General features: G+C 63.8%; 19 protein-coding genes and 2 pseudogenes (1 of these 21 running past the window's edge). 8 read left to right on the forward strand and 13 right to left on the reverse strand.

Going from position 1 to position 16,201, the window contains the following annotated elements:
* Positions 1-12 precede the first annotated feature (12 nt).
* The 6 genes from GEV06_18635 to GEV06_18660 all read right to left on the reverse strand — a co-directional run bounded on the left by GEV06_18635 (position 13) and on the right by GEV06_18660 (position 3,367).
* Positions 13-522: a DUF4149 domain-containing protein gene (locus GEV06_18635; GenBank protein MPZ19909.1), complete on the reverse strand. Its 510-nt coding sequence runs from the start codon at positions 520-522 to the stop codon at positions 13-15.
* Positions 522-899: a DUF488 family protein gene (locus GEV06_18640; protein ID MPZ19910.1), complete on the reverse strand. Its 378-nt coding sequence runs from the start codon at positions 897-899 to the stop codon at positions 522-524. The genes GEV06_18635 and GEV06_18640 overlap by 1 nt, the downstream gene beginning before the upstream one ends.
* Positions 900-903: 4 nt before the next feature.
* Positions 904-1,398 (reverse strand): hemerythrin domain-containing protein, encoded by a 495-nt coding sequence (locus tag GEV06_18645; protein ID MPZ19911.1) that lies wholly within the window; start codon positions 1,396-1,398, stop codon positions 904-906.
* A gap of 111 nt (positions 1,399-1,509) precedes the next feature.
* Positions 1,510-1,953, reverse strand: coding sequence for a hypothetical protein (locus GEV06_18650; GenBank protein MPZ19912.1), 444 nt, complete (start codon positions 1,951-1,953; stop codon positions 1,510-1,512).
* 53 nt (positions 1,954-2,006) lie between these two features.
* Entirely contained in the window at positions 2,007-2,207 is a 201-nt protein-coding gene (locus GEV06_18655; GenBank protein ID MPZ19913.1) for a hypothetical protein, read from the reverse strand.
* An 8-nt stretch (positions 2,208-2,215) separates the two neighbouring features.
* A complete protein-coding gene (locus GEV06_18660; GenBank protein MPZ19914.1) occupies positions 2,216-3,367 on the reverse strand; it encodes a DUF488 family protein in 1,152 nt (383 codons plus the stop codon).
* 213 nt (positions 3,368-3,580) lie between these two features.
* On the opposite strand from GEV06_18660, the gene GEV06_18665 reads away from it, so the two are divergent.
* Positions 3,581-3,856, forward strand: a complete 276-nt coding sequence (locus tag GEV06_18665) for a hypothetical protein (GenBank protein MPZ19915.1) — start codon at positions 3,581-3,583, stop codon at positions 3,854-3,856.
* 479 nt (positions 3,857-4,335) lie between these two features.
* The gene (locus GEV06_18670) at positions 4,336-5,103 is read left to right on the forward strand and encodes an iron permease FTR1 (GenBank protein ID MPZ19916.1); all 768 of its coding nucleotides are present in this window, start codon (positions 4,336-4,338) and stop codon (positions 5,101-5,103) included.
* A gap of 410 nt (positions 5,104-5,513) precedes the next feature.
* Here GEV06_18670 and GEV06_18675 read toward each other — a convergent pair whose 3' ends face one another.
* Genes GEV06_18675 through GEV06_18685 form a run of 3 tightly spaced genes read right to left on the reverse strand, consistent with a single transcriptional unit; the run spans position 5,514 to position 8,077 of the window.
* The gene (locus GEV06_18675) at positions 5,514-5,999 is read right to left on the reverse strand and encodes a hypothetical protein (GenBank protein MPZ19917.1); all 486 of its coding nucleotides are present in this window, start codon (positions 5,997-5,999) and stop codon (positions 5,514-5,516) included.
* Between the two features lies 1 nt (position 6,000).
* Entirely contained in the window at positions 6,001-7,809 is a 1,809-nt protein-coding gene (locus tag GEV06_18680; protein MPZ19918.1) for a lipoate--protein ligase, read from the reverse strand.
* Positions 7,652-8,077, reverse strand: coding sequence for a hypothetical protein (locus GEV06_18685; protein MPZ19919.1), 426 nt, complete (start codon positions 8,075-8,077; stop codon positions 7,652-7,654). The genes GEV06_18680 and GEV06_18685 overlap by 158 nt, the downstream gene beginning before the upstream one ends.
* A 432-nt stretch (positions 8,078-8,509) precedes the next feature.
* On the opposite strand from GEV06_18685, the gene GEV06_18690 reads away from it, so the two are divergent.
* From GEV06_18690 to GEV06_18710, 5 genes are all read left to right on the forward strand, one after another.
* Positions 8,510-8,719 (forward strand): hypothetical protein, encoded by a 210-nt coding sequence (locus tag GEV06_18690; GenBank protein ID MPZ19920.1) that lies wholly within the window; start codon positions 8,510-8,512, stop codon positions 8,717-8,719.
* 30 nt (positions 8,720-8,749) lie between these two features.
* On the forward strand, positions 8,750-8,971 hold the full coding sequence (locus tag GEV06_18695) for a helix-turn-helix domain-containing protein (protein ID MPZ19921.1): 222 nt from the start codon (positions 8,750-8,752) through the stop codon (positions 8,969-8,971).
* A 55-nt stretch (positions 8,972-9,026) separates the two neighbouring features.
* On the forward strand, positions 9,027-10,208 hold the full coding sequence (locus GEV06_18700; GenBank protein ID MPZ19922.1) for a multicopper oxidase domain-containing protein: 1,182 nt from the start codon (positions 9,027-9,029) through the stop codon (positions 10,206-10,208).
* 38 nt (positions 10,209-10,246) lie between these two features.
* Complete coding sequence (locus GEV06_18705; GenBank protein MPZ19923.1) at positions 10,247-10,495, forward strand: hypothetical protein; 249 nt, start codon at positions 10,247-10,249, stop codon at positions 10,493-10,495.
* A gap of 85 nt (positions 10,496-10,580) precedes the next feature.
* The gene (locus GEV06_18710) at positions 10,581-11,078 is read left to right on the forward strand and encodes a MerR family DNA-binding protein (protein ID MPZ19924.1); all 498 of its coding nucleotides are present in this window, start codon (positions 10,581-10,583) and stop codon (positions 11,076-11,078) included.
* Between the two features lie 77 nt (positions 11,079-11,155).
* Here GEV06_18710 and GEV06_18715 read toward each other — a convergent pair whose 3' ends face one another.
* The 3 genes from GEV06_18715 to GEV06_18725 are packed head-to-tail and all read right to left on the reverse strand — an operon-like array spanning position 11,156 to position 13,151.
* Positions 11,156-12,244 (reverse strand): P-loop NTPase, encoded by a 1,089-nt coding sequence (locus GEV06_18715; protein MPZ19925.1) that lies wholly within the window; start codon positions 12,242-12,244, stop codon positions 11,156-11,158.
* Between the two features lie 28 nt (positions 12,245-12,272).
* Positions 12,273-12,959: a type 1 glutamine amidotransferase gene (locus GEV06_18720; protein MPZ19926.1), complete on the reverse strand. Its 687-nt coding sequence runs from the start codon at positions 12,957-12,959 to the stop codon at positions 12,273-12,275.
* A 3-nt stretch (positions 12,960-12,962) separates the two neighbouring features.
* Positions 12,963-13,151 (reverse strand): hypothetical protein, encoded by a 189-nt coding sequence (locus GEV06_18725; GenBank protein ID MPZ19927.1) that lies wholly within the window; start codon positions 13,149-13,151, stop codon positions 12,963-12,965.
* Positions 13,152-14,427: 1,276 nt separating this feature from the next.
* On the opposite strand from GEV06_18725, the pseudogene GEV06_18730 reads away from it, so the two are divergent.
* A pseudogene (locus GEV06_18730) lies at positions 14,428-14,532 on the forward strand (protogloblin ApPgb).
* A 466-nt stretch (positions 14,533-14,998) separates the two neighbouring features.
* Here GEV06_18730 and GEV06_18735 read toward each other — a convergent pair.
* Positions 14,999-16,201: pseudogene (locus tag GEV06_18735) on the reverse strand (radical SAM protein) (it continues 972 nt past the right edge of the window).

Consider the following 16,201-nt stretch of genomic DNA (forward strand, 5'->3'; position numbering starts at 1 on the left):
ACGTGTGACCGGCTACCATGGGGTGCCCCGCGCCAGCATCACCGCAAGCGCGACCACTGCGAGCGCAAGCAGCAGGGTGAGCCGGCCGATCCATCGGGCCATCTGTCGCAGATGCCGAGCTCGATCCGAATCCGGTGCGTCCCGCAGTACTGCGGTGGCGCGCGGCCCGATGACAAAGTCATGCACCCCGCTGAGCGCGAGGACGAATGCGACAAGCACGAGCTTGGTCGCGAGCGTGTGCCCAAACGAGGAGCGCCACAGATCAACGCTCGTCAGCTCTGACCATCCGATGCCCCATCGGGTCAGATTCACGATGCCGGTGCCGATCAACACGACCAGGCATACCCAACCGACGTATCGAAACCGGATGCCGGTCACGTGGATCAACACCGCGGCGTGCTCGCGGAGCTCGGGTTTGCGCAACACGGGCACGAGCACCACCGCCAAAAACACCATGCCCCCGATCCACACGGCCGCGGCAAGGATATGCAGCCAGACCGAGAGCACCTGGATCGTGGGCATCATCTGCGCGACCCGCTGCGAGGCGCGCGACCCTCGAGGTAGCGCGCGAGGGCGACGGCGTTATTGTGTTCAGCATCGCGTGACGCGTAGAGCAGCGTGACTCGTCCCTGGTCCGCATATTCCAGAATTGGTTCCAGACATTCGGGATGCTCATCCAGCTCAGCAAAGTAGCGCCGGACGAACTCATCCCAGCGAGCGGGTTCGTGAGCAAACCACCCCCGCAGCGAGTCGCTGGGAGCAACCTCCTTGAGCCAGCCGTCGAGTGCTGCGGCATCGCGTTTGAGTCCGCGCGGCCACAGCCGATCGATTAGGAGCCGCACGCCATCGTCAGCCGCCGGTGACTCGTATACGCGCTTGACGCGGATTTTGAATGCCATCCCTTCAGCCTGTGTGTCGTTGCCGCACTTCGCGCGACCACCGCATGAGGTCGAGCCCGGCGTCTGTCGCCCGCGTCCGCGTATCGAGAATGGTGCGCACGACGTCTTCCGGCAAACGCTCGACCATGATCGAAAGCCCCTCACAATCGCTCACGTGTGGCAAGATGCCGCGGGTCAATTGCTTGCCGCGCTCGACATCATCAGTGGAGAGCTCCGCCTTGCCCGAGAGCGCCGAGAGCTCGCCGGCTGCGGCGATGACGCCATCATGGGCGGTAAGGAGTTGCTCGACGTACCCGGCCCCGTACACGTCGGTGAGTGCTGGGTACAGAGCCTCCTCCTCGTACCGGAAGTGGGGGCCGGTGCAGCCGGCAATCTGCTGGAGCAGGCTGCTCGCACGCCCCGTATCCCGCTGGTCGAACGCATCGATGAGATCGAATAGGGCGTCCCTCACACAACGGTGCTCCTCGCGGAAGATCTTGGAGAATTCGTTCGCCAGCATGGCATCAACCTCTTTCGTTTTCTCGAGCGGTCCTGAGATGCGGACGCACCAGACCGTCAGCCGCTGTCGCGCCCCTCGATCTGGCTTACCGTGATGTCAGCCATGGCCTTTCTACCCCACCGCCACCCCTCGGCTGTCCGCCCATCTGTGACCGAGCTGTTCGAGATCCTGCACGGGTATCGATTGCTGGGCCATGTGGAAGAGGATTTGCTCCTCCTTGGCGAAATGGTCTCTGGCCACCTGCAGCGCATAGCGGAGCCGCTCCAATGCTTCGTCAAAGAATCGAGCGTTCGCGACCTCCTCGATTGCCCGTTCGATCTCCTCGTGCTCGTGCCGCATGACGGCCAAAGGCCCTGCCGGGCCCAAGTACGTCTCGAGCGGCGGGAAGAGCATCTCGTCCTCGATCTGCGCGTGCGACACCAGTGCGGCAGCCAGTACCCTGGTCACGCGCTGCACGTCTTCCAGCGTGGAAGTGGCTGGCAGCTCTCGTTCCACGTGATCAAACAGAGCGTAGATGACGCCATGCTCGCCCAGGAGTGCGTCGGTCAGTTTCATGAGTTGCTCGTGTCGATGGCCATGTGAAGTAGATCGAGGAACGCCTCGGGGTCTCAGCCCATAGCTCTGCGCCGCCTGGCAACGGGTTCGAATTCGGCCATATCGCAGCCCACGCAGGCCATGCGCAGCCGGTAGAAGACGAGCATGGCCGCCGACCAGCGCCACAACACGTCGGCGACGGTCTGGTGGCTCAGACGGGGAAGAGACAGGCACCGCATGCTCTTCTCGTCATGCGCCGGGACGAAGATGCCCACGGACATCATCATCGTCTTTGCACCGGCGCAAACTGACGGATCGTCTCGGCCTTTCTAAGACTCAGACCGCATGCTCTGATGGCGTCGAGACGCGCCTCGGCAACAACCCGAGCGGCAGGAAAGGCGTGCCAGCGATGGTTCTCGTGTTCAAGGGACTCGCCAAAGCGCTCGACCAGCCGGCGAACGATCGTCACGCCAGCATCCAGGCTTACCTGCTGGAACGGCACCACGTTCGCAAACGCCTCGAAGAGCCCGGCGAACCGCGGCGGTCGCATGCCACGCAGCGCGACCGCGATGGGGCGAAGCCGACGATCAGCCTCCACCAGCCGCAGCAAGGGCTCCGGATTCAGATCCAGACCGAGCACCTTCCGCAAAGTCTGTCCGAGCGAAACACGGGTGGCACTGGAACAGTCGCCGCGAAGCACGTTGCACCGGACGTTTGGATCGTCAATGGTCCCGTGATTCACCACCTCGACCAGTGCAAGACCGTCGGCCGGCGTCAGCGCTCGCAGGTATCTGCGCTGGTGCCAGACATCGACCAGATTCGTCGGTCGGCGCTGCAGCACACGCACGGTGGCCTCGAGGTGGAACGGCGCCAGAGTAGCAAGCTGCCCGCCTTCATCACCCGGATAGGTAACGCGCGTGCCATCGACCTGGGCGAACGCTGTCACGTGGTGTCGGGTCGAGCGTTCGGCGCTGGTGATGTGTTCTACGTGTGCTCCGCGGGCGGTCAACGCGTCGGCTATGAGGGAGCGATGACAACGCCACGGCACGGCCTCCGCGCACATCAGGGCGACCCTGTCGTCGGTCGTCAGCGCACGCAGCTTCGCCAGTCCGGCCTCGAAGTCCTGAGTCAGCATGTAGTCGGCGAACCCTCGGAAGCGTGCGTTGCGCCACGCGGTGTTGGGTGAGTCCTCGCATGCCCGACGCAGGCCACCGAGCTGCGGGAGATGTACGTAGCGAAGTCGCCGCGAACGAAGAGCCGATCGAAGCATGTCGCCGTTGAACTGTGGATTGCGACGCGAGCGAGGAATGGTCCGGATGTCCGCCAGCACCGAGATGCTGAACGCCCGCAGTAGCGCGACCACCTCGTCGAGCGTGCGCGTCGAATGGCCCACGGTATAGACGCTAGCGGCTCTCCAGCTTTTCGCTCGACGCATCAGATCCCTCCATCAGACGCGCAGTGGGTCATGCGTTCGCCGTCGGGGTGGTGGCGTGATCTTCATGATGAATCCCCTCCGGGTGGCGAGCCGTTCGCCAGCTCCATGGCCATCACGGTACCACTCATCGCAGACGCCGTCTTTGATCTAGCGCAAACTGCAAAAGATCTGCAGGTAGGAGGGCAGGGGTCCGAGACTTGCCCGTGGTCCAAAATGAGAGACACGGATGAGGCATCGCCCGATCTCAGCCGGTCGCGGATCTTCGACGGCCTCGCCGACGAGGAGATGGCCGCGAGCACATTGTGCGCTTCGGCGGGCCGGGCGAGCCGTTCGGTGGGAGTGTGGCTCTCGACGGCACCGCGTACCGCTGCCGGCACTCGCGGGCGAACGAACGCGGCTTTGAGCGTGCCACGTGAGGTGCTCGCGCGGCTGCTCCAGCACGTCCCTGTGGTCCGCACGACCGTCTGCGCGAGATCGCACGGCACATGACCGATGCTCTCACGCGCGTTCGCGAGCTGACGACCGAGCGCCTGGTCGTGCGCTCGCGCCGCCGCCTCGAGACGCTCTCGCGCACCGCCGACGAATCTCATTCCTCCACCGACTTTGCGCCAGCACAAAACGCCCGCGCCGGGTGCTCAGTAATGTGGTCATGAGCGTCCCGGACGACCCCGGGCGCGACGCCGGTCGAGGAGAGACACGTCATGCGCCGAGCGCCACCAGAGCCGCGCCCACTCATGATCATCATCCTGACCAGGACGGCCGCATCGACGACTTCTCGCCGGCGCCGACCTCTGGGATGCGCGCATCGCGAAGGACGCAGGGCGTCAGGTGCAGTTCCTTGTCGGTGTCGACAATCTGTGTGCTGAGCAACACGTGCGGCATTCCCGTCGCGGGGCCGCCGGGTGCACGCAGGCGCGACCGTCCACTATTCCCGGTTGTCGGATCCCGGCACTGCTGGAGGACTGGACATGTACCAAGGATTTGTCATCACCTTGCGTGAAGGACTCGAAGCGTTTCTCATTGTGGCGATTAGCCTCGCCTACCTGCGCAAGACCGGACGCCATCATCTCGTGTCGGCGGTCCATTGGGGGATCACTGCCTCCGTCCTCGTGAGCGTGGCTGCCGCGTTCCTGTTTCAACGGGCACCGAATCAGGCGCTGTGGGAAGGCGTGCTGGCCGTCGCGGCTGCGATCCTGGTCGCGTCCTTCACGGTACACGTGTGGCGCGCAGGGCGGCGGCTCAAGCGCCAGATCGAGATGCGACTGGAAACGTCGGCCGTTCGTGAAGGACGCACGGCATTCGTGGGCGTGTTCCTCTTCACGCTTCTGATGATCACTCGCGAGGGCATCGAGACGGTCGTCTTGATGGGCGTGCTGCTCTTTCAGGCGCACTCCGTGCCGGTGTTCGCGGGCGCGATGGGGGGCATCGTGGCGGCGGCCGGCGTGGCCTGGCTGTGGGCCCGTTACGGACACCGAGTGAACTTGGCGCGCTTCTTCCAAGTCACGGCCGTGTTTCTCTTCGTGTTCGTCGTCCAGCTCCTGATCTACGGCTTTCATGAGTTGACGGAAGCGCGCGTCCTGCCCTACAGCGAATCGTTGCACTGGGCGACCGAACCGTACGGCCCCCACGGTCGCTACGGTCAATTGTTCACCTATCTGCTCGTGCTCCTACCGATCGGCTGGCTGGCGGTGACGTCTTGGGTAAACAGGAAGACCGGCCAGGTCGCGCATGGCTGATCGCGACTGACCACGCGGAGGGCAAGAGAAGAGACCAACGCGACGAAGCCTCGATCAGCGCCGTGTCGCAAACATCGAAATGGATGGTGTTCGAATGTGTTGGTTGCTAATTGCCATGTAGTTGTGACCCAGGACCAGAACGTTTTTCTGGCGCTTCAGCTCCAGGATCCGGCGGATCTTCTCTTCCTGGGCCAAAACGCTATCTCGTGCTCCGTCCCTGCCAGCAAGCGCCGGTACTCCTCATAGACCGTGACCATCGTCTTATAGCTGCTTTCTTCATCGCGACCGCGCCTCGTCGGCGAAGACGCGTCGGCTGAAGGTATTGCACGCCTCATGAGTGTCCGGCGTGAATGAGGCCCGCCGTCGTGAGATCTCACGTGATTGAATCAAGAGCTGGCGGGCAGCCTCAGTTAGAGGCCCCTCGCCGCGTACATCATCAGTCCGAATATGACAAGCAGCACAACGAGGCCCACCCGGGGAATCACCCGAAGGCGGTGGAGCACGTCGTCGGCTACGCTCGCTCCGGGGTTCTTACGGTGTGAGGCGATTGAACGCTCCAGTCTCGATTCCATCACGAAATGAAAGGCTGTCAGCAGAAGCCCCATCGTTCCCCCTGCGAGAATCGCGCGGCCCCATGCGGTCGTGGTAAAGAGGTCGAGGTGTTCCCCACTGAAGCGAAGGGCCAGTATCAGACCAGTCAGAATGGTTAAGGTGGAGAGGACTGATGCCAGCCTGAAGATCTTGGGAAAAACCGCATCCACGAAGCGCTCTCGGGAACCGGTGTCCAGGTGACCAAGCACAGGCACCAGCACGAAGTTGATGACCACTACCTCTCCGAGCCAGGAGGCCGCTGCCAGAACGTGGGCCCAGCGGACAAACGTCAACCAGCTCTCCATTTCAACTCCCGATGACACGCGTCCCGCAGCCATCGGCCTGCTGCCATGCCGAGTGTTTATTGGCGGCGGAAGCTACGCCGTCCATTTGCCGGTGAGAACTCCCATCACAACCTCTTGCAGACAGGAGGGCCTTACGTTTCATCGGCAAACCCCCGCTCGTAGACGCTCTCGTGACTTCACTGGTCTTCTCTCGAACGCTCGCTGGGTGGAGAAGCGCCAGGAACGCATCGGTGGGGAGGCCGGGGAAGCTCGCACGCAAATCGAGTCCACGAAGCGCTTTTTGAAGGACTTCGGGGTCGTACGAAACGCCGCGCAGAGCCTGCTCTATTCGCCGCACCACCCCCGTTCCCAGAAAGTCGCCGAAGATGTGAATCTGGTCGATACGGCCCTTGCGCACCTCGAGACGCGCGTCGACCTCGCCGAAGGCGAAACGGCGGACGCGCGCCACGTTGAAGCGTGGCGAGGCGCCAACATTCCAGTCCCACCGCGCATATCGCCGCTCCATGATCCGCCGGACGCCGGACCAGTCCTGCGCACTCAGCCGCTGCCGCCGGACGCCGCTTCCAGCAAAGATGCCGTTGAGGAGCTGCATCCGGAAGGTGGGCACATCCACTTCCTTCTCTGAGTAGTCCGCGATGTTCGCCACCCGATTGCGAACGCGCTGGTGCCCTTTCGACTGGATCTTGTCCTGCTGTACGTTGAGGGCGTGCGAGATTTCTTCCAGGTTGCTGTTGAAAAGCAGTGTGCCGTGGCTGAACATGCGCCGGGTCGTCGAGAATTGGGCATTGCCCGAGATCTTGCGGCCGTCGACCATCAGATCGTTGCGCCCCTGGAGTTCGGCGGCCACCCCCATTGACTGCAACACCCGGACCACCGGTTCAGTGAAGAACCGGAAGTTGTGCAGGCGGTCCGGGCGGTGGTCGGTGATGAAGCTGAAGTTGAGGTTACCCGCGTCATGGTAAACAGCTCCGCCCCCGGAAAGCCGGCGGACGACATGAATGCCCCGGTCCCGGACGTAGCGAAGGTTGATCTCTTCGAACGTGTTCTGATTGTGGCCGACGATGATCGATGGCTCGTTGACGTAGAAGAGCACGTATGTGTACCGCGGATCCAGATAGCGCAACGCGTACTCTTCGATGGCGAGGTTGATCCGTGGATCGGTGATGTGTTCGTTGTCGATGTAAGCGAGCTCAGGCATGATGCGGCAGGGGACGGAGCCCGAAGTCGGTTGAGGCATGCAGAACGCTGTTCTCGAGATGCACATGGACATGCATGATGAATCCCCTCCGGTGGCGAGCCTTTCGCCAGCTCTATGGCCATCACGGTACCGAGGCTCCAGCGCCGCCATCAACCCGACAACGGTGGCCTCCTCGCCGAGATTGAGATGGCAGTACCCGCCGATCCTGGCCCGCTGGTACATCTCGCCGGCGCGCAGCTCGAACGCCCTGATGAGTGCCATCTGCCGGTAGTAACCGCGCACCTCCGCCCACTCCTCACCCGGCAGGGCATGATCGGACGTCCGCTCGACGTCCTCGGGTCGGGTTTCGCCGGCGGCGACGATCGCTGCGCGCAACTCGGCCAAGAGGGTATCCGGATTGATATCGTGACGAACGCACGCGTCGGCGAGCGAGATGTTCCCTCCGCAACAGCAGTCAATGCGATGCTGCCGAAACACGTTGATGGTGGCCGGCTGAGAAGTCGACGGACACCGTCTCACCACCTCCAGCCAGCCCCGATGCCACCAGGACCTGGTCCTTGAGCGTGGGCGCAATGTAGTCCGTCGTCCGGGCGATCGCCGACGCGTTGACAAACGCCTCCACGTTGGCGCCCGGTTTGAGCATCACGAAGTTGTGCGCCATTGCCACTTTCGGCATCTTGCTCACCGCCTTCAGGGTGATCCGCACGCGCTCGCCGGGCTTGACCTCGATCGTATCGGGCGAGTACCTCATGTCGTCGGTCCCCGTCAGCGCGATGACTCGCGCTGGCGTCGATTGAGCGCCCGGTCCCGGCGTCGTCGGTTGCTCGGCGTGCGCTGATCCGGCGACGAGACACGCTCCAAGAATGACCCACATCGTCATCTACTTCACCGTTCCGGGTGGCGAGCATGCTCGCCATCTCCATGGCCGTCACGGTACCACTCGTCGCCCACGCGGTCTTTGATCCAGCGCAAACTGCAGAAAGCCTGCAAGCAAGAGGCATGATTCAGATATCTAACGGAAGCTTGAGTTGAATGAAAGATACGGATGGAGGTACCGCCCGATCTCAGCCGGTCTCGGATCTTCGACGGCCTCGCCGACGAGACGATGTGGCTGCGTGAGTCCTGTGCGCGTGAGGTGCGACGCAGACGCAACCATTGCCCGGCAGGTGAGCGAGCACACGCGTCCAGCTGATCGAGACCGGCTTGCTGAAGCTTGTGGAGCTGATCCGGACGGCCGCGACCTCACTGTGCGCTTCGGCGGGCCGGGGGAGCCGTTCGGTGGGAGTGTGGCCCTCGACGGGACCGCCTACCGGTGACGGCACTCGCGGTCGAACGAACGCGGCTTTGGGCGTGGCCATGTGAGGTGCTCACGCGACTGCTCCAGCGCGTCCCTGTGGTCCGCACGACCGTCATGCGCGAGATCGCACGGCACATGACCGATGCCCTCGCGCGCGTTCGCCAGCTGACGACCGAGCGCGGCGGCCAGCGACTGGGCCACACCTTGCCGCGGCTGATGTGGTAGTGCGGCCAGCCCACCCCCGAGGGCGTCCTCATCATCCCTCCCTTGACCCGGCAGCAGGTCGCCGAGCTCACGGGCACGATCCTTTACACGGTGAGCCGCACCTCGTCGCAATGGGAGGCCGACGGCGTGCTGCGCTCCGGGCGTCGCCGCCTCGAGACGCTCTCGCGCACCGACGACGACGAATCTCATTCCTCGACCGACCTTGCGCCAGCGCAAAGCGCCCGCGCCGAGCGTTGTGTACCGTGGTCATGACTGTGCGTGCGCGCAGGATACCCCGGGCGCGACGCCGGTCAAGGAGGCACACGTCATGCGAGATCCGAGCCTCCGGACCGTCGGGATTCTGGCTGTGATCTTTGGCGCGGCGACGCTCGTCGCCGATGTTCTGCTGCTCAGGACCGAGACTGCGCCGCGGCAATCACCGGGCGCCAAGGTGTTCGGTATGCCGCCGGCCACCGTGTTTCAGGAGGACTACAACGGTCCACCCGTCACCGGACGCAATGTGACGCGTGCACCGGCGCTCGCGCCGCTCCAGGCGGGCAACACCACGCACCACGTGCGGATCGACGTGGTCGCCGCTGAAATCGAGGTCGCGCCGGGCGTCCGCTACCAGGCGTGGACATTCGGCGGTACGGTGCCCGGTCCCGTCGTGCACGTGCGCGAATGGGATCGTGTGGTCTTCACGATGAAGAATCGAAGCGACACGGAGGTGACGGTCACCGAACCATCAGCGGGCGCATCGCCATTCCTTCGTGATCTTGCGCGCGACCAGCTCCAGAAGCGGACGCCGGCTGTGGCACCGATGCCTCACTCGATGGACTTCCATGCCGGCACCGTCGCGCCCGATGATAAGTGGCGTGCGATCCAGCCCGGCGAGAGCATCCGCTTCGAGTGGGTCGCGAACTATCCCGGCGTGTATCTGTATCACTGCGGTGTGGAGCCAGTCCTCATGCATCTGGCGATGGGGCAGTACGGTGTGGTCGTGGTCAGCCCGCGTTCGGGATTCCCGACCGACGACGTCGTGGACCATCGCTACGTGGTCGTGCAGTCGGAGTTTTATCTGAAGCCTGGCGACGGCGAGCTGCACGTGCTCGATTTCGACCGCGCGCTCGCGAAACAGCCGTCGCAGGTGGCGTTCAACGGACACACGCAAGCGCTTCGCGAGTCGCCGCTCATCGCGAACGCCGGCGAGCGTGTCCGGATCTACTTCCAGAACGTCGGACCAAACGACGGTTCGAGCTTCCACGTCGTCGGTGCCATTTTCGACCGTGTGTTCTACGAGGGCGACCCACGCAACGAGTGGGCTGGCCTGCAGACCGTGCCGCTTGGCGCGAGCAATGGCGTCGTGGTCGAGCTCATCGCACCGGAGGAAGGCACCTACATCCTCGTCGATCATGAGTTCGCCGACGCACAACGTGGTGCAATGGGTTATCTCCAGGTGCGCTCGGCTTCGGGTCAGATGACCGAACGCCTGCCGACCATGCCCCACTAAGCGCAGCCTTCCAGTGCTCAGGTGTAGGGAGTCGTCACATGAACGCTGGCCTCGCGCAAGAACGTTGGCATGGCGCGGGTCGCTACCGGATGTTGGGCCAGTGTCCCCAGCTTGAAGGTTGTGCGGAAAAGATCAGCCTGGCACTCAGGGCACTCCCGGGCGTGTGCCAGGTCAAGCCGCAGGTGGCGCAAAAGCACGTCGTGGTGCGCTACGAACCACACCGTGTGAAGGAGCCTCGACTCACAGAGGCGCTCAAGCGTGCCAGATTTACCGCGATCGAGATATAAGGGGGTAAGCGCATAACGGGGTAACGTCTACGCGGTGGCGCTACGAGCCGGGCGCACCGTGCCACGTTCATGTCGAGGTATAACGATGTCCACAAGCCGCCTCCTGATTGGCGATGTGGCCCAGCGAACGGGCATCAGTACGCCGACGATTCGGTACTACGAGAGCATCGGGCTCCTGCCGGCTCCTTCGCGTTCGACGACGGACTATCGTCGGTACACGGAAGCCACCGTTGAAGAGCTCCAGTTCATCAAGAAGGCACAGGCCTTCGGCTTCTCGCTGGAAGAAAGCGGCGCCATTCTGCAGTTGAGTCGAGCAGGCGAGACGCCATGCTCGCATGTGCTGGAGCTTGCACGGCGCCACGTTGCGGCGGTCGATGAGCGGATTCATCGGCTCACGCGGTTTCGCGATCAGCTCGCGAGCGCAATCGCGAAGTGGGACGGCACACGCGAGCCGACGTGCCGGGGCCTGTGTCAGATCATCGTCAATGCTGACGAGCAACCGTCGATCCGCATTCGGCCGGTGCCTGCCCCGAAGCGCCAGCCAACGCATCCGCGGAAGACTGACCGTGATCGCCGTGGCTGATCGACACCATAGCAGCGTCACGCGGCGGATCGCCGTCACCCCGTCGCTGCGAGTCCCTGGCGCATCCCTTGGACCTGTCACCCTGACTGCTGAACCGACGTGAGCGGAATGGCCTTGAAGCTCGCAATGGACACTTGTGCCGCTGCCCGCTCGGCCGCCCCGAGAAAAGCATGCGTCGCGGGCGACCCCGGCTCGGCCACCACGATCGGCACACCTGTATCCCCGCCCACACGAATGGGCTCGTAGAGTGGGATCTGGCCGAGGAACGGCACGTCGAGCTCCTCTGACAACCGCTCACCACCGCCCTTGCCGAAGATGTCGCTCTCGCGTCCACACGCGCTACACACGAAATGGCTCATGTTCTCGATGAGCCCAATCACGGGGATCCGGAGCTTACGATACATGGCCACCGCACGGCGCGTATCAGCCAGCGACACCGTCTGCGGCGTCGTGACGACAATGGCACCCGCGACCGGAACGGTTTGACTCAGGCTCAGCGCCACGTCTCCGGTGCCGGGAGGCAGATCGACCAGCAAGTAGTCCAGATTGTCCCAGCGCACCTTGCGGAAGAACTGTTGAATGATGCCGTGCAGCATCGGACCACGCCAAATGATCGGTGAGTCATCACCCGCGAGAAATCCCATCGAGACAACCTGGAGATCGTACTTCTCCGCCGGCACGATCTTGTTGCCATCGCTCGCGAGTTGCGTGCGGACGCCGAGCATAATGGGCACATTCGGACCGTAGATGTCGCCGTCCAGCATGCCCACCCGACCCCCGCATGCCGCGAGCGCGAGCGCCACGTTCACGGCGACGGTCGTCTTTCCGACGCCGCCCTTGCCCGCGCCCACGGCGACGACGTTCTTGACACCGGGGACCGGCATGCGCCCCGCCTCGGGCGTCACGCTTCGCACGCTTGCCGTCATCGTCACGTCCACCGTGCTGACGCCAGGCAGCTGCGCCACCACCGCACGCGCCTGTCCACGAAGCTGATCTTTCACGGGGCACGCGGGAGTGGTGAGCTCGATGGCAAAGGACACTTGCTCTCCTTGGACCCGCAGCTCTTTCACGAAACCAAGGCTCACGATGTCACGGTGCAGATCTGGATCGTGGACGACTTTCAGCGCCTCGAGCACGGCGCTTTCAGTGACTGAATGGGATGGCATGAACGCATCTCCAGGTGTGCGGAGCCCACTAGCTCGTCGATGGTTCCACTCGCGCCGCTTGGAAGAAGCGGCTGATTATCCTTCGCCCAGTTCGCTCGACCTCGACGCGGCGCTCCTCATCGATCAATGTGCCCGGCGGCAAGCGTGTTGCCCACGTGAGCGCAAGCGAGCGATCGACCTCCACATGGAACTGCAATGCGTAGGCACACGCTCCGACACGAAAGGCCTGGTTCGCGTACAGGCAACTCCGCGCAAGATGCGTCGCACCCGGAGGCAACTCGAACGTATCCTCGTGCCAATGAATGACGGGCAGAGTCGCGCCCGCCCCTCCAAGCACCGCGTCCCTCAGTCCTTCGGCGGTCAAGCTCACGTCGCCCACGCCGATCTCCGCCGCTGGTCCTTTGTCGACGCGAGCGCCGAGAGCGGCCGCCAAGAGCTGTGCCACCAGGCAGACCCCAAGAACCGGCAGGCCGCGCTCCACGCACGCGCGCAGGAGCTGCTGCTCGGGGGTGAGGTACGGATACAAGACTGTGTCGTGGACTCCCATGGGGCCACCCATGACGATCAGTCCGGCAACGTCGGCGACTGGGGGAATCGTGCCGCCGCAATCCAGGCGGCGCACCTCAATCGGCAGTCCACGCGCACGAGCCTCTGCGGCAATGAGTCCAGGGCTCTCCCACGCCACGTGCTGAAGGATGACCCACCTGCGTACCATGCCTTACGCCACCACGCTCTCGGGATCGGCCAGAACGTCCTCACTCCCGTCTCTCTCGAAAAGCCGGCCCCATCCGGTCACCATCTGCAGCGCTCGGAGACGGCCCGACCTCGAAGCGGCCAGCGGTACCCAGTCGTGGGACAACTCACGTGCGGCAAGATGCCGCTGGTCACCGTTGGGCGCACTCGACATTGTCAGTGGACAGGTCCGCCTTCCTGAGGGCGCCAATCGCCCGGCCGCGGCGATTACGCCGTCAGAGGATTTGCTGGTCCTTGGCGAAATGGTCTCTGGCCACCTACAGCGCATAACGGAGCTGCTCCAATGCTTCCTCAAAGGATCCAGCGTTCGCCACCTCCCCGTTCGATGTCCTCGTGCTCGTGCCGCATGACGGTCAAGGACGAAGATACCCACGGAGATCACCATTGTCTTTGCGCTGGCGCAAAGAGACCAAAGAGGCGATGCTCGTTGCCGACCCCGACGCTCAGAAATAGAGGTCGGGCCGTTCGGGTCACCGTCCATCGCTCCGCTGAGGTAGATGAGCGATCTCCACCACCCACAGCCGCGTGCCCTCGATCGGCTCGTCGAGCTCGAAGACGTTCGCTTCAAGGTGCGGGGCGCGACGGTTCGACGATGATGCGCGGGTGGTCGCCGGGGCCGCGACGCCCACAGCAGCAGCAGCAGCCGCCGGCGCGCGCTGTAAATCCGGAGGTCGCTGCCGAACGACTGCGCCCGTTCCCGCATGACCAGGAGCCCGAAATGACCGTTCGCCGTCGAGACTGCGCGGGCGGGGCTCGTATCATCTATACAGATGGTCAGCCACGCAGGTGACGACGGTCTGTTGGGCATGGGGCATAGACGCGCGCTCCTAGCGGTCCCCGTGCGGGGCGCCGCCGGATGAGTTCGAGGTTAATTCAAAAACGCGGTTTTGGCGCGGCGCAGGGACAATCATAGGGACAGTCATGGAGATCGTAGTCGCCGCGACGTGAGCCCGTTCGTGCGATCCCCTGCCCGATCAAACCGCGCTCATAAGTCACGCATCGCGCCCCCGTTTTGGTCCTCCGGTGGGCGCGAGCCTGAGCCGAAGCTTGAGTCGTAGGAGCCGATCGAGCGTGTCCTGCGGTCGGGTTGTGGTGCGACTTGATCGCACGTAGCACGTCGGATTGGCCGTCCGCACCTTCGCGGCAAATTCTGTCACGCCCATTGCGCGGATGACCTTACCAAGCGGAACCGCACGGGAACGCCTTGTTCAACAGCCCTGGGGAGAAACTCGCGCGCTAATTTTGGATTCCGCAGATCCTCAACGAGACCGACGTTTCAGTCTTCACTTCGTCTTGCCAAGGGGGTCGCCGTCCTCGCCAAAGTAGCTTCGATACCTGGCCCAGAACGCCAGACGGGCTTCCCGCACGCCGTGACAATTCGGCTCCGGTTGCGAACATTGGCTGCTGCCATTCCTCGAACCGTGCCTTCTAACTCGGCCGAAGACGTTGAGAAGATGCATGCTGCGTGGATCAAATCATGCCTCTTGCAGGTGACGTTGTGGAGTCACCCCTACATCAAGGACGGAGATTTCTGAGTGAGCCGAGGGACGCCTGGTGGAAGACGAGGAGCTGATGCACCCGAAGCCCTCACGCTCTGGCGCATGATGATGTAAACACGTCTGGACTACGGATTCGAGCAGGTGCCCGCCCGTTCCAGCAGGTCAATCACGCCTTTGAAGCGTGTCGCCTGATCGCCCGCACCAGCGACGTCGACTGGTGCATTTGGCACCCGGCGGCACAGCGAGCCCGTTACCGCTGTTCACGCCCACAGACCTCATCGATTTCGGCGTGCAGTCAAACTGTTGCCGCTGTCCCGCTCGAGTGACCGGTGATGTGGCGGTCAATCTGTCTGCGCGGAGCGATCGGTGAGGTGGCGGTGCTCGCGATGGCAGGACAGCAGGCAGACTGGCTTGATCTCGCGGAGGTCTCGCCGGCAAGATTGTGCGGGGCCGATGCGATGCCGGCTGCCAAGGAAGCACACCGTCAATGACCAGGACGGCTTCAATAGCGCTCCGTCAACATGGCCATGAGGAACACGACCATGTTCCGCGCATCCCGCGCCAGGCACCAGGTGAAGGTCATCGGGTTGATACGCCACGGTTCGAAGCGACGCAGTTTAGCCGAGGTCTCGTGCCAGTAACGCGTCAGGGCTCGTCGCGATTCCAGGCTCGGTGCCGCGAAGACGTTCAGCCTCCGCCCGGCAGCGCGGAGCACTCGCGCCAGCTGGAAATCGGATGTGATGGCCTGCCGTGGCCCGTCGGCGGTTGATGCCGTGTCTTCGAGAGAGGTGCCGCCCGCCGTGGGCGCGCGGGAGCCGGGGTCGACGTACCCGCCGAGCGCCTCCCAGATGGCGTCCAGGCGCTGCCGCATCGTCGCGCTCAGTAACATCGTCGCGCGTTGGCCGGGATTACCGAGGCACCGCAGGCGCGAGGCGAGCTCTGCGTGGAGTCGACCCCATCCGAGCTTGATATGGGCGGGCGTCCGGGTTCGCGTGACGAAGTCGCACAACGCCTTCCAGGGGGCGTAGTCCGCGCGTGTGATCCGCGTCCGGAGCCACAGCTCTTGCATTTCGAGCGCGATCGCCAGATATGCGCGACACTGCGACGCGATCTCCGCGATCCGGCGGCGCAGGAATTGGACCCGGCCTTCGAGGGGGAGCGCTGGCCGTCGCGCTGTGCGACGCTTGAGCCGGAAGAATCCGGTGATCATCGGATGCGCGCCTTCCAGCATAGCGGCGCGATACCACACAAAGACCTTGAACAGCCCCCAGTAGGTGTGCGGATTCTGCCGGAGCAGGGCGCGCGCCATGTGCTCGAACGAATAGAAGGTCCGCCACGCGTCACGAAACGCCCGCAGCCATTCCTCCTCGGACATTCGCGGATGCGGCTGGGTGACATGGAACGAGTCGAACTTGTTGTAGTCGCGGTCGAGCGGCGCGCCGGCGGCGACCGCCGCACGATGGTCCTGCGATCCCGGGAGTGGCGTCAGCAAGAAGAAGGACGCTTGATCGACCAGGAGCTCGTCGCGAAGGGCGCGGATGTCCGCCATGGCGCGCGCGTAGGTGTCGTGAGGGAAGCCGATGATGTAGCCGACGTGACAGACGACTCCCGCCTCGTGCCACCGCGCGATGGCGGCACGATAGTCATCGACACGGTTCTGCCGCTTGCCCACGCTGCTCAGATTGTCCGCGCGAATCGATTCCAT

It is taken from the genome of Luteitalea sp. (genome assembly GCA_009377605.1).
GTDB lineage: Bacteria > Acidobacteriota > Vicinamibacteria > Vicinamibacterales > Vicinamibacteraceae > WHTT01.

What these genes read in the sequence shown, in the direction of transcription:
- GEV06_18635 (MPZ19909.1), bottom strand. Translation starts at nt 522, where the DNA reads ATGCCCACGATCCAGGTGCTCTCGGTCTGGCTGCATATCCTTGCCGCG.
- GEV06_18640 (MPZ19910.1), bottom strand. Translation starts at nt 899, where the DNA reads ATGGCATTCAAAATCCGCGTCAAGCGCGTATACGAGTCACCGGCGGCT.
- GEV06_18645 (MPZ19911.1), bottom strand. Translation starts at nt 1,398, where the DNA reads ATGCTGGCGAACGAATTCTCCAAGATCTTCCGCGAGGAGCACCGTTGT.
- GEV06_18650 (MPZ19912.1), bottom strand. Translation starts at nt 1,953, where the DNA reads ATGAAACTGACCGACGCACTCCTGGGCGAGCATGGCGTCATCTACGCT.
- GEV06_18660 (MPZ19914.1), bottom strand. Translation starts at nt 3,367, where the DNA reads ATGCGTCGAGCGAAAAGCTGGAGAGCCGCTAGCGTCTATACCGTGGGC.
- GEV06_18665 (MPZ19915.1), top strand. Translation starts at nt 3,581, where the DNA reads ATGAGAGACACGGATGAGGCATCGCCCGATCTCAGCCGGTCGCGGATC.
- GEV06_18670 (MPZ19916.1), top strand. Translation starts at nt 4,336, where the DNA reads ATGTACCAAGGATTTGTCATCACCTTGCGTGAAGGACTCGAAGCGTTT.
- GEV06_18675 (MPZ19917.1), bottom strand. Translation starts at nt 5,999, where the DNA reads ATGGAGAGCTGGTTGACGTTTGTCCGCTGGGCCCACGTTCTGGCAGCG.
- GEV06_18685 (MPZ19919.1), bottom strand. Translation starts at nt 8,077, where the DNA reads ATGACGATGTGGGTCATTCTTGGAGCGTGTCTCGTCGCCGGATCAGCG.
- GEV06_18700 (MPZ19922.1), top strand. Translation starts at nt 9,027, where the DNA reads ATGCGAGATCCGAGCCTCCGGACCGTCGGGATTCTGGCTGTGATCTTT.
- GEV06_18705 (MPZ19923.1), top strand. Translation starts at nt 10,247, where the DNA reads ATGAACGCTGGCCTCGCGCAAGAACGTTGGCATGGCGCGGGTCGCTAC.
- GEV06_18710 (MPZ19924.1), top strand. Translation starts at nt 10,581, where the DNA reads ATGTCCACAAGCCGCCTCCTGATTGGCGATGTGGCCCAGCGAACGGGC.
- GEV06_18715 (MPZ19925.1), bottom strand. Translation starts at nt 12,244, where the DNA reads ATGCCATCCCATTCAGTCACTGAAAGCGCCGTGCTCGAGGCGCTGAAA.
- GEV06_18720 (MPZ19926.1), bottom strand. Translation starts at nt 12,959, where the DNA reads ATGGTACGCAGGTGGGTCATCCTTCAGCACGTGGCGTGGGAGAGCCCT.
- GEV06_18725 (MPZ19927.1), bottom strand. Translation starts at nt 13,151, where the DNA reads ATGTCGAGTGCGCCCAACGGTGACCAGCGGCATCTTGCCGCACGTGAG.